This window comes from Galbibacter sp., from assembly GCF_048266365.1.
GTDB lineage: Bacteria > Bacteroidota > Bacteroidia > Flavobacteriales > Flavobacteriaceae > Galbibacter.
In genome coordinates this window covers 13473-26359 of record NZ_JBLWZP010000017.1, presented here as the reverse complement: position 1 = coordinate 26359, position 12887 = coordinate 13473, and the positions used below count along the sequence as shown (strand labels likewise).

At 39.1% G+C, this 12887-nt stretch carries 11 protein-coding genes; 2 read left to right on the top strand and 9 right to left on the bottom strand.

Annotated features, from left to right (window positions below):
* Window positions 1–48: 48 nt before the first annotated feature.
* The 9 genes from ACN0TV_RS16060 to porV all read right to left on the bottom strand — a co-directional run bounded on the left by ACN0TV_RS16060 (window position 49) and on the right by porV (window position 9427).
* Window positions 49–1518: a DUF389 domain-containing protein gene (locus ACN0TV_RS16060; RefSeq protein ID WP_417364223.1), complete on the bottom strand. Its 1470-nt coding sequence runs from the start codon at window positions 1516–1518 to the stop codon at window positions 49–51.
* Window positions 1519–1534: 16 nt separating this feature from the next.
* Window positions 1535–2596, bottom strand: coding sequence for a mannose-1-phosphate guanylyltransferase (locus tag ACN0TV_RS16055; protein ID WP_417364221.1), 1062 nt, complete (start codon window positions 2594–2596; stop codon window positions 1535–1537).
* 3 nt (window positions 2597–2599) lie between these two features.
* Window positions 2600–3199, bottom strand: a complete 600-nt coding sequence (locus tag ACN0TV_RS16050; RefSeq protein ID WP_417364220.1) for a SprT-like domain-containing protein — start codon at window positions 3197–3199, stop codon at window positions 2600–2602.
* A gap of 11 nt (window positions 3200–3210) precedes the next feature.
* A complete protein-coding gene (locus tag ACN0TV_RS16045) occupies window positions 3211–3894 on the bottom strand; it encodes an SDR family NAD(P)-dependent oxidoreductase (protein ID WP_417364218.1) in 684 nt (227 codons plus the stop codon).
* A 3-nt stretch (window positions 3895–3897) separates the two neighbouring features.
* On the bottom strand, window positions 3898–4851 hold the full coding sequence (locus ACN0TV_RS16040; RefSeq protein ID WP_417364216.1) for a M28 family metallopeptidase: 954 nt from the start codon (window positions 4849–4851) through the stop codon (window positions 3898–3900).
* 81 nt (window positions 4852–4932) lie between these two features.
* A complete protein-coding gene (locus tag ACN0TV_RS16035) occupies window positions 4933–6576 on the bottom strand; it encodes a pyruvate dehydrogenase complex dihydrolipoamide acetyltransferase (RefSeq protein ID WP_417364214.1) in 1644 nt (547 codons plus the stop codon).
* A 5-nt stretch (window positions 6577–6581) separates the two neighbouring features.
* Window positions 6582–7580 carry a pyruvate dehydrogenase (acetyl-transferring) E1 component subunit alpha gene (pdhA, locus tag ACN0TV_RS16030; protein WP_417364212.1) on the bottom strand — a complete coding sequence of 333 codons (999 nt, stop codon included), beginning with the start codon at window positions 7578–7580 and terminating at the stop codon, window positions 6582–6584.
* 149 nt (window positions 7581–7729) lie between these two features.
* Complete coding sequence (locus tag ACN0TV_RS16025) at window positions 7730–8221, bottom strand: cytidine deaminase (protein WP_417364210.1); 492 nt, start codon at window positions 8219–8221, stop codon at window positions 7730–7732.
* Between the two features lie 48 nt (window positions 8222–8269).
* Window positions 8270–9427 (bottom strand): type IX secretion system outer membrane channel protein PorV, encoded by a 1158-nt coding sequence (gene porV / locus ACN0TV_RS16020; RefSeq protein ID WP_417364208.1) that lies wholly within the window; start codon window positions 9425–9427, stop codon window positions 8270–8272.
* Window positions 9428–9811: 384 nt separating this feature from the next.
* Here porV and gldJ point away from each other — a divergent pair, with 384 nt between their 5' ends.
* Together gldJ and ACN0TV_RS16010 are read left to right on the top strand one after the other, a co-directional pair.
* On the top strand, window positions 9812–11455 hold the full coding sequence (gene gldJ, locus ACN0TV_RS16015; RefSeq protein WP_417364206.1) for a gliding motility lipoprotein GldJ: 1644 nt from the start codon (window positions 9812–9814) through the stop codon (window positions 11453–11455).
* Window positions 11456–11520: 65 nt separating this feature from the next.
* Window positions 11521–12810, top strand: coding sequence for a UDP-N-acetylmuramoyl-tripeptide--D-alanyl-D-alanine ligase (locus ACN0TV_RS16010; RefSeq protein WP_417364204.1), 1290 nt, complete (start codon window positions 11521–11523; stop codon window positions 12808–12810).
* Window positions 12811–12887 lie beyond the last annotated feature (77 nt).

Sequence of the window (12887 nt, the reverse complement as noted above, 5' to 3'; positions counted from 1 at the left end):
TTCAAATTCTGTAGTACTCAATGCCAGATGTTTTTTGAAATATTTGGCCTAATTGAATTTGCGCACCTCAATCCTCTCACTCTCCATTCTCAAGCTGAGCCATTGCTTTAATTTTTTAAGCTCAGATTGTTGTTGATTCGCTGAAACACCTTTTTTCCACCTCACAAAGAAAACGGGTACCGTGTCGGTTTTGGTAAAGTCCGTTTTAATTTCGTTACCAAATCCTAATTCTGTTATATTGTCGTAATTGATTTTAATTTCTTTACTAATTTCATCAAAAGGAACGGCTTTAATAGAAAACTTACTGAGACGTTCCAATTCTTTTTCCAAAATTTCTATACGCTGATCTTTAGAAACAGTTTCTTTCTTCTTTTGCTCATAGAGTTCTGTAACGTATTGAAATTTATCCTCTGAATTGGAGTTCTCTCCTCCTTTAATTCTCAATTCAGTGGACTGAAGTTTAGGATATTTATCCATTTGAACCCTCCAGGTTTCGACAACGTTGTCTGGAATTGATTCATCTCCAATGATGACAAATTCAATAATAGAGTTCATCCCCTTATTATAATTTATACTATAAGATTTGTCTAAGACAAAACCACTCCCGGAAAATTGATAGGTCTTAATATTATCATTAATAAAATTCTCTGCCTGATTTTTAAATTTAGATTCCTGCAATACGTCATAAAAGGTCTTTCCTGCCGGGATCATTACTAATATACCTATTAGAGAAGCCAGTTGTGCTGTCCGTCTGCGTTTTTGCGAATTAGCATAACGAACCATAGGGAACTTTAAAAACTTTATAATTAGAAAGGTTGCCAATCCTATAAAAATCGTATTGATCATAAAGAGATACATGGCGCCAAAGAAATGATCCATATTCCAATTGGCCAAACTAAAACCAGCGGTACAAAGAGGCGGCATTAATGCCGTTGCAATAGCCACACCAAAAATAACACTAGCCACAGTTCCTCGTTTGGCTCTTGCAATTACAAGTGCAAGCCCCCCGAAAAATGCTATAAGCACATCACGTATATCTGGAGCTGTTCGCGCCAATAGCTCAGAAGATTCATCTCTAAGCGGGAAAAACTTAAAAAACAAGAAAGCCGTGAGTATGCTCAAAACGACCATTACCGCAAAGTTCTTTAATGATCTTCTAAGAGTATCGATATCATTGACCGCCAGGGAGAACCCCATACCTAATATAGGCCCCATCAGTGGAGATATTAACATGGCACCTATGACAACTGCTGTAGAGTTCGCATTTAAACCAACGGAGGCTATAAAGACAGAGCACATCAAAATCCATGATGTATGCCCCTTAAATGCAATATCATCAATGATACTCTCCTTGGTTGCTTTTTGATCCGTGTTGATTCGTATGTCCAAGAGATCCCCAAGAAATATTTTTAAGTTTCCTAGAAATCCACTTAAGTCGTTTTTCCCTTGATCACCGTTGGTGTTACCACCGAGTTGCGAATTGCCTTGCGTCGCGCCATTGCTATTTGTATTCTCCATGTATAACCTTTAAAGTCTATTTTGATTTACTAAACTTGTCAATTACGTTTTTAACCTCTTGCTCCTTTGCTTTAGGATAAATTAGTAGTTTGTCATCGCGATCAATGATAATATAATCATCCAAGTCGCGTACCACTACCAACTTTTCACCAGAGGTATGGATTATATTTCCATGGCTGTTTTCTAGTTTAGCCTGGGCTCCTACGACCACATTTTGCTGCTCGTCCTTGTCTAACTCTTGGTAGAGTGAACCCCAAGTACCAAGATCGTTCCAATCAAAATTCGCAGGCAATACATAAATGTTTTCTGAGCGCTCCATCACCGCGTAATCAATTGAAATTTTATCCAAATCCGGATAGGCCCGATCTATAAATTCTTTTTCCTTATCGGTATTCAATACCTTAATTCCTGCTTCCAATTGTTGATACATCTTTGGTTGGAATTTCAGAAATGCATTTAACACACTTTGCACATTCCAGATAAATATACCCGCGTTCCACAGAAAATTACCTTCGGCTAAAAACGATTTTGCAGTTTCATAATCAGGCTTTTCTCTAAATTGATCTACCTTCTTAATGGGATTATTCGATTTCTCATATTGAATATACCCAAAGCCTGTGTTGGGGAAGGTAGGTTTTATCCCTAAGGTCATTAGTACGTCCCTATCTTGACAATGATCAAAACATTGCTCCAGATCTCCTAAAAATTTTATTTCGTCTTCAATCCAATGATCACTTGGTGCTACCACCAAAACGGCGTTAGGATCCATTTTTTTTATTTTCATTGAAGCATACAAAATACAAGGTGCTGTATTGCGCATGGCTGGTTCTAATAGGAGCTGATGATCTTTTACGTCTTCTAATTGCTCTTTTACCAGTCCGCCGTACTGCGCATTGGTAAGTATAAAAATATTCTCACTTGGAATAATCTTTTTCAGACGCCTATAGGTAGTTTGGATAAGGGTCTCCCCTGTACCTAAAATATCGTGAAACTGTTTAGGTAATTCTGAGGTGCTTAATGGCCAAAATCTGGACCCTATACCTCCTGCCATTAATATTGCGTAGTAGTTACTATTCATCAATCAGTTACTAATTAATTCAACTTCAGCATTGGGCTGAAACAAATATACTTTCCCAGTCGCCATTTCAACACATTCGTAACGCTTTATGCGTTTGTTCCCTTTTTTAAAAATCTTTCCATTATACAATCTAAACACACTGCCAGTAGGGAGTTCAAATATATAATTTTTATCAGTACCCGGATCATATTCTTTTAATGCTACAGATAAATGAGCATCGGTATCACTGCTGGCCTTAGGGTTTTTAAAATGCCTGGCAAGCAGGGGTAATAAAGTAGCTGGAAACACACTTGGATTGATAAAGGGAAGCATTAGCTTTTGAAAGGTCATCTTCCACTCCACTCCATGTGGTTTTATACGGCGCCCGTAGGTTTCAAAAGCTGCCAAGTGCGCTATTTCATGAATAAGGGTGATCAAAAAACGATACTTGTTTAAGTTTGAATTCACCGTGATCTGATGGCTACCATCAGGATACCTCCTATAATCGCCATGTCGGGTTACACGCTCATTGACAATCTTCAAATGCACTTGATGCTGCTTGACAAGTTCAATACAAGGATCTACCGCTCGCTCAGGAAGGTATTTTAGTAAAACATCCCTCATAGAAATTATCTTTAGGGCGTACTATTACTCACTTGGAGTAATTTACCATTGTAAAGCTGATGTGCAGTGAGTGAAAATTCGGCGATATACTTTGCCATATCCACAGCAGAGGTGTCTACTTGATAACCTGGAAAGGCTTCCGCTAACATCTCTGTTTGCACTGCTCCGAGAGCCAACACATTAAAACTTGGACCTGATTCTTTATATTCTTCAGCCAAAAGCTCTGTAAGGGTAATCACGGCACCTTTTGATGAACTATATGCTGCCAAACCCGGGAACTTCATACTCCCTTGCACTCCTCCCATACTGCTTATACTTACCACATGTCCATGCTTTGGCATATAAGGTATTACGAGTTGAGTCACACTGGCCAGACCTATAATATTGACATCAAAAACCTTTTTAAAATCTGATCTACTAAGTTGGGCAAATGGTTTATTGATTAAAGCGCCTGCATTATTTATCAATACATCCACACTTGTCCATTGTTCTTTGATAAAGTTATCTAGGGTTTTTAAATCACCATCTTCACATAGGTCAAATTCAAAGGCTACAACTCCATCGAGACCTAGGGCATTTACTGGCTTAGAATTTCTTGACAATGCTAATACCTTATGTCCTCTAGAGGCTAAAGTTTTTACCAATTCTAATCCTATACCACGGCTACTCCCCGTAACAATAATATTTTTAACCATAAATTAATACTCTTTTGGATCATTAAACTTAATCTCGTGCTGTTCTGCATTGGTCATTTGCTTCAAAACAGGAAGGCTTGTATTAATCACAGTTGCCATATGGTTGAAATCCATCTCACTGATTTCGTCATCCACATGATGATAGTAGGGATAATTTTCAAAATCAAAGGTACATACCGTCTGTGCTGGAACTTTAAACTGCTCGTAAAATGGATAATTGTCAGAACGCTTAAAAAGGTTAAACTCAGCCGCCTTTGGCAAGAAGCCATATGCTTCTTTACCGGCATAGCCATTCATCACATCGGCCATGTTTGTCTCTTTATATCCAGTGATATAAGTAAGCTCTTCTCGTTGCATAGGTACCCCTATCATTTCAAAATTCAGCATAAAGTAAAGGTCCATACCTTGATCCTTTAATTTTTCAGCCAAATGTTTTGAACCTAACAGACCTTTTTCCTCTGCAGAAAACAATACAAACAACATACTTCGCTTGTTGGTTTTATGCGTGCCAAAATACTTGGCAAATTCAATTACTGCTGAAGTACCAGACGCGTTATCATTTGCCCCATTTGCCAAAGAATCTCCGTTTACTGGTTTTCCTTGACCAATATGATCGTAATGTGCACCAACAATAACAAATTCATTTTTCAACTTAGGATCATTCCCTTGAACCCAACCGACAACATTAAAAGCAGGTTGATCAAAATTAGTGAGGGTATCGCCATAAGTTTCAAAATAAGGCTTCACCCCATTGTTGCTAAAAATATCTTCAATATAAGCTGCCGATTCAGCGATTCCTTCACTTCCGGTATCCCTTCCTCCTCTTTCGTCAGAGGCTAAGAAATTTAAATGCTTGGCAACCTGTTCTGCGGTTACTCGGTAGTCTTTCTCAGACACAGCAGTCGTGCTTTTGCACCCTATAAGAAGTAGTGCAAGTACAATTATAATTTTATTCATCTGTAGTGTTCTTATGATTTAAATATACCAAAAATCCCGCATTAAGCGGGACTTTGTATCATTTATTAAAATGGTTCTCCATTAAGCCAGCATGGTCACTGGGTTCTCAATATAGGCTTGCAAGGTTTGCAAGAACTGAGCTCCAGTAGCACCGTCAACAGTTCTGTGATCACATGCCAAGGTTAATTTCATGGTATGACCTACAACAATTTCACCATTTTTCACCACTGGTTTTTCTACGATGGCACCTACTGATAAAATTGCTGAATTAGGTTGATTGATAATTGAGGTGAATTCCTGAATTCCAAACATACCTAGGTTAGAAACTGTAAAGGTACTACCCTCCATTTCTTGAGGAGTAATTTTTTTGTTTCTTGCCTTACCTGCCAATTCTCTAACGTTTCCGCCAATTTGGGTCAGGGACATTTGATCTGCGAATTTTAATACAGGTACTAAAAGTCCTTCTTCAACTGCCACGGCAACACCGACGTGTACATGAGAATTATATAAGGTAACATCATCCTTCCATGTAGTATTCACTTGTGGATGTTTTTTCAATGCCATTGCACAAGCCTTAACAACCATATCATTAAATGACACCTTAATATCAGGCAGTGCATTAATTTGAACTCTGGAAGCCATTGCATTGCTCATGTCAACCTCTATAGTAAGGTAATAATGTGGCGCTGTATATTTAGACTCACCCAAACGTCTTGCAATGGTTTTACGCATTTGAGAGTTTTTCTTCTCTTCAACATGCTCTTCTCCAGCAGGCACAAATGCCATAGGAGTTGCTGTCGCTGTACTTGATGTAGGAGCTTTCGCCTCAGGAGCTTTTGCAGCAGGAGTATAATTCTCTACGTCTTTTTTAACAATTCTTCCGTTTTCTCCACTTCCTTTAATTTGACTAAGTTCAATGCCTTTTTCTTCAGCAATTTTCTTAGCTAGCGGAGACACAAAAATTCTTCCTCCAGTGGAGCTGTCAGCGGCTACCTTTGGCTGTTCTTCTTTAACTTGTTCTGCTGGCTTATCAGCTGCTTTCTCAGTCTTGGGAGCAGCAGCAGCGCTACCACCTCCTTTAACTGAAGCAAGAACTGCATCTACATCAGTACCCTTAGGTCCTACTATAGCCAACACGTCATCAACTGGTGCAGATTGGCCTTCTTCAATTCCGATATACAATAAAGTACCATTGTAGAAGGATTCAAACTCCATAGTCGCTTTATCGGTCTCAATTTCTGCAAGGATATCTCCTTCTTCAACTTCATCTCCAACTTTCTTAAGCCATGAAGCTACTGTCCCCTCTTCCATGGTGTCACTTAAACGCGGCATGGTAACAACTTCAACACCTTCTGGTATCGCGCCAGCTGACGCCTGCGCCTCTTCTGAAGGAGCTTCTGTTGATACCTCTTTAGCAGCTTCTGCTGTAGCTTCCTGTTTTGGTGCTGCTGCAGCTCCTCCGGAGATTAGTGCTGAGATATCTTCTCCTTCCTCTCCGATAATAGCTAAAAGTGAATCTACCGGAGCACCATCTCCTTCTTGAATACCAATATGCAATAAGGTACCTTCATAAAAAGATTCAAACTCCATGGTCGCCTTATCGGTTTCTATTTCTGCGAGGATATCACCCTCTTCAATTTTGTCTCCTACGTTTTTCAACCACTTAGCAACAACACCTTCCTCCATGGTATCACTGAGTCGTGGCATATTAATTATTTCTGCCATTATTCTTAAAGTTTATGTGGTAAAAATGGATAATCTTCTTGTTCGTACACAGCGTCATACATCACGTTCTTTTCTGGGAACGGAGACTCTTCAGCGAACTTCTCACATTCACTAACTCTGTTTTTCACACTTTTATCAATCTCTTTTAAGTCTGCTTCAGAGGCATACTTCTTTTTCAGAATAACATCCTTAACCACTGTGATCGGGTCTATTTTTTTGTATTCCTCAACTTCTTCTTTTGTACGATAGTGTTGTGCATCACTCATGGAGTGTCCACGATATCTATAGGTCTTCATCTCCAAGAATGTTGGACCGCCACCTTTACGTGCTCTCTCAACAGCTTCGTGTATAGCTTCTGCAACTTTAACAGGATCCATACCATCAACCGGCCCACAAGGCATATCAAATCCTAGTCCTAGTTTCCAGATTTCTTGCTCTTTAGAAGTTCTTGCGACAGAAGTTCCCATGGCATACCCGTTATTCTCACAAATGAATACAACTGGTAAGTTCCACAACATAGCAAGGTTAAAGGTTTCGTGTAATGATCCTTGACGAACTGCTCCATCTCCCATGTAACACAAAGTAACTCCTTCTCTCTTAAAGTATTTATCAGCAAATGCAAGTCCAGCCCCTAGTGGTATTTGCCCTCCGACAATACCATGTCCACCATAAAAATTATGCTCCTTTGAAAAGATATGCATAGAACCACCCAACCCTTGTGAAGTCCCCGTTGCCTTTCCAAATAATTCAGCCATCACCCTTTTTGGATCTACACCCATTCCGATTGGTTGCACGTGATTCCTATAAGCCGTTATCAATTTGTCGGTTTTGGGATTAATGGCGTGTAAGGTACCAGCTAAAATAGCCTCTTGTCCATTATACAGATGAAGAAATCCTCGAACTTTTTGCTGAATGTATACAGCTGCTAATTTATCCTCAAACTTTCTCCAAAACAGCATATCCTCATACCATTTCAAGTAAACTTCTTTTGTAACTTTTTTCATTTATATTTTTCTTTTTGCAAAAACATGAATACTCCATAAATGGAGGTGAATCACTTTTAAATTAACATAGGTTTTTCAAAAGCACTACAAAAGTAGCGTTTTAAGTACAAAGAGTAAAAATGAATTCCCCCTTTTATCTAAGATTTTTGTTAAATAAGATTTAAAGTGGCTTTTCCGAAGGTAAGTGGAAGTAAATCTTTAATAGAATCCGCCTTTACAACCTTACCGGTTTCTCCCATAAAATAAATGGCAATAGGCTGATTTTGATTTTCTTCGTATTCAAAAATGGATTGACGGCAACCACCACAAGGTGGTGTCGGAGTCAACACTGTAAAATTATCAGAGGCCGCAGAAACGGACAAACTCACGATTTTAACTCCTGGATATAAGGTACCTGCCTGATTTATGGCCACGCGCTCGGCACACATTCCTGATGGAAACACTGCGTTCTCTTGGTTTGTCCCAAGTACGACCTCTCCATTTTCTAGTTCTATGGCTACACCTACTCTAAATTTGGAGTATGGAGCATAGGCTTTACCTCTAATATTCACTGCTTTGACCATTAGCTCTCGCTGATCAGCAGAAAGCTCGTCTATGGATTCAAACACCGTAAGGGTGGTGTTAATTTCAAGTTTTTTCATTCTAACGCTTTAATATGTAAAGCAAATTACGAAATATTTCCTTTAACTTTAATTATAATAGTTATCACCAAAATTAAAACTAACCGAAAACCGCAAGGTATTCTCCAAAGGATTGCGAATTTCCGAAGTAGAAAATAAATATGAAAAATCAATTACAGCAGTCTTAAACTTAAAGCCTGCACCTAGGGTGAAGAATTGTCGAAACCCTTTGAGATCATTCTCGTGAAAATAACCGGTGCGGAGTGAAAATGCGTCATTATAGCGGTATTCAACACCAAGTGCCCATGTAATTTCTTTTAATTCTTCACTAAATCCGTCCTGGGCATCATTAAAAGAAGAAAACATCCCGTTAAGGAAACTCTTGTTGTAAAAATCGTCATCGATATCGATGTCTCCATCCCCGTCTGAATCACTAGGTGAAGGCACCAACAACTTATTGAATTCAAGATGAACGCCCAATTCACTCATCGGGCTAAAAATAAAATCAAAACCTCCACCTAATTTTAAATTTGTAGGCAGGTAACTTTCTCTCCCCTCTTCATCATATTTTAGTTTCGGCCCTACGTTAGACAGATTAAATCCAGCCAGCCAACGACCGTTGAAACTTTGGTAGGCGACTTCCCTTGATCGAAAATATCCGGCCACATCCACTGCTCCGGAACTCGCCGCTGTAGCATCAATGTTTTCTGTTTGTATTTTTAAATCGGACCTCAGGTATCGCGCTGCGACCGCCATTGAAAATGTTTCACTCAATTTAAGCGAATATGAGACATCAAATGCCAACTCATTAGGTTGTTCAATAATAGGTGTCAATCCAGCATGATAACCTGCTTCGGTGATTGTTTCAATATCACCAAGACTAAAGTACCTCAAACTCGTTGCCCAAGAACTACGATCATCAATCTTCTTATAAAAGGTCACATTTAAAAGTGCGATATCATTAACTAATTTACTTAGATATGGGGTATAACTCATACCCGCACCCATAGCTTGTGTAGCAAAAGCATATTTAGCCGGATTCCATTGTTGAGAGAAAACATCGGCTGTGGTGGTAATACCGACTTCACCCATTCCACCGGCTCTTGCATCCGAGGCAATGGCCAAAAATGGAACTGCGGTACTTATGACGCGATATTCAGTATTATCTTGCGCTTTTACAGTGGCTGCAAATAGCAATAGACTGATTAGTAGGAGGATATATTTCATTAGGTTGTTGGGTTTCTTAAAACAAATATAATTTTTAATTGGCGGTTCGCAAATCACAATTTTAAGTAAACAACATTTAAGTAACGAAAAAACTGTAATTTTCTTATCGCTAACAATTTAATACCCCCGTAAGTTCTTTCCTTTAGGAGCTCCTGCCAAAAAATTCCGATAAGTGCCATTAAAATCGTGTTGAGTTTGATATCTAGTTCACATGACCATACACATCCTGTAAATCTTCTATATACTAAAATCGCATTTTTTTCGTTTTGACAACAGACACACCAACTTTGACAACATTATAGTTACAAATTCTATGAAAAAAATTGGAATAATTTACTTAATTGCTATATTGCACACATATTTAAGACAACTCAAATCTTAACCATGAAGAAGTATCTAATTAACCCATACGTATTATGTTTGGTTGCGTTGGCGGGGTTTACTAGCTGTAGTAATTCCTCAAAAAACACTTCCAGAGCTACTGGTTGGCAGATAAATTCCAACGAGGGCGGCTTTCAATATAACACAAACTTCAAAGAGCAAGAAACCGCTCCAGGACTCGTATTTATAGAAGGGGGAACTTTTGTCAGAGGTAAAGTACAGGATGATGTTATGCATGATTGGAACAACACTCCAACACGTCAACACGTTCAGTCATTTTACATGGATGAAACAGAGGTTACCAACAAAATGTACATGGAATACCTCGATTATCTGAAGAGTGTTTACCCACCGGAAGATCCTGCGTATGCCAACATCTACAAAGGAGCACTTCCTGACACATTGGTTTGGAGAAACCGTTTGGGTTATAACGAGGTAATGACCAACAACTACTTACGTCACCCTGCATATGCCGAATATCCGGTAGTTGGGGTAAACTGGGTACAGGCTGTTCAATTTTCCGAATGGAGAACAGATCGTGTGAATGAGTTAATGCTTGAACGTGAAGGTTACCTGGCAAAAAACAGTAAATACGCCGTGGTTAATGGAGAAACTCAAGGAACTTTCAGCACGGAGACTTACTTAAATAGTCCTGAAAATGTATACGGTGGTCAAATCGACTCACTACAAGGACAAGCAAAAAGAGACTCAACCAATGTATTTGCAAAACGTTCCAGCGGAATTATCATGCCTTCTTATAGACTCCCCACTGAAACAGAATGGGAATATGCAGCAGCGGCTTTGATCAGTTCTAGAGAATACAACAATTACAGAGGACGTAAAAAATATCCATGGGAAGGTGAATACACCAGAAGTGGAAAAAGAAGAAATCGTGGTGATCAATTGGCGAACTTCAAACAAGGAAAAGGAGATTACGGCGGAATCGCAGGATGGTCGGACGATGGCGCTGATATTACTGCTCAGGTAAAATCATATCCTCCAAATGATTGGGGACTTTACGATATGGCTGGGAACGTTGCTGAATGGGTGGCTGACGTGTATAGGCCTATTGTCGATGACGAGGCAAATGATTTTAACTACTACAGAGGTAACGTCTATATGAAAACTTCCATTGGAGAAGATGGTAAAGTAGCTATTGTCGGAAGAGATCAAATTGTATACGATACGTTAAGCAATGGAAGAATCGTTGCTCGTGATCTTCCTGGAGAAATCGCAATGGTTCCGGTGGACGGAGATGATACCTTCTTGAGAACTAACTTTAACACAAGTGACAACAGAAACTATCGTGATGGAGACAAAGGATCTTCTAGATATTATGATATGTTTTCTGAAGAGGGAGAATTGGAAGATTCTAAAAGAATGTACAATGCTCCTGAGAACGTAATCCAAAGAGATTCTTTAGGAAACATCATTAAACAATTTGACGACTCCAACACACGTACCACTATGATTAGTGATGAAGTTCGTGTATACAAAGGAGGATCATGGCGAGACAGAGCTTACTGGCTTGATCCAGCACAGCGCAGATACTTGCCTCAGTATATGGCAACGGATTATATCGGATTTAGATGTGCTATGTCAAGAGTAGGATCAAAAGCCAAAAAAGAGAAGACACCAAGACATTAAAATTAATAGTTGTTATTTATACATGAGCCCTGATTTATTCGGGGCTTTTTTTTACTTTTAACCCCATGGATACAGCAGCACTTCACGAGATCTTTCTCAATTCTACCGGGGTCACAACTGACACGAGAAAAATAGCAAAGAACTATTTGTTTTTTGCACTTCATGGAGAACATTTTAATGGGAATGAATTCGCACAGCAAGCCCTCGATAGTGGCGCTTCTTATGCTGTGATTGATGATCCTAAATTCCATTCTGGGGATCGAACCATTGTAGTCAATAACAGTCTTCAAACTTTGCAAGAGCTTGCTAAATTTCACAGACAATACTTAAATCTACCCTTATTAGCCCTCACAGGCAGTAATGGAAAGACCACTACCAAAGAACTCCTAAATGCGGTGCTGTCCAAAAAGTTCAAAACTGTAGCTACTGTTGGTAATCTCAATAACCATATCGGAGTACCCCTGACCCTTCTCGCTATGGATAAAAAGACCGAATTTGGTGTTGTAGAAATGGGCGCCAATCATCCAAAGGAAATTGAATTTCTTTGCAATATTGCCTTACCTGACTACGGTTATATCACCAATTTCGGAAAAGCTCACCTAGAAGGTTTCGGAAGTATTGAAGGAGTTATACAAGCTAAAAGTGAGTTGTATCAGCATCTCATGCAGCGTGATAAAACAATCTTTTATAATGTAGAAGATCCCGTCCAAAAAAAGAAATTAATGACGCACACCAAGGTATATGGATTTGCCTCACAGAAAAGCAATCTTGTATCGGACGTCAAAATTGATCTTACCCAAAGCCAACCTTTTGTCAGTGTTAATTTCAACAATATCGAAATCCCCACTAAACTTATAGGCGCCTACAACTATACCAATATAGCCGCAGCAGCTTGTGTAGGAAGTTATTTTAAGATTAAGACCATAGACATCAAGGACGCTATTTCGAATTACACACCTTCTAACAACAGGTCACAAATCATTGAAAAAGGTAAGATGAAAATCATTTTGGATGCCTACAATGCGAATCCCTCTAGTGTTCAAGCCGCATTAAATAATTTCGCGCAACAATCCCAAGAGAACAAAACATTAATCCTGGGAGATATGCTAGAGCTAGGGACAGAAGCTGCAGCAGAACACCAGGATATTGTTGACCAGATCACTGAATACGGATTTGAAAATGTCTACTTAATTGGTCAAAACTTCTATAATACGGATGGAGACTATTTAAAGTTCAAAAACTTTGAGGAGTTCAAGATAGTATTTACCAACACTAGAAAAGGCAAACATCCCGAACTGTATTTAATAAAAGGTTCCAGAGGTATGGCATTGGAACGCACTTTAGAGTTGTTCTAATAGCTCTTCCATCAAAAATGAAACACTCCAATCTAACATTCAGATCCAATTAGATCATCAGGTCTGAACGCTGCTGT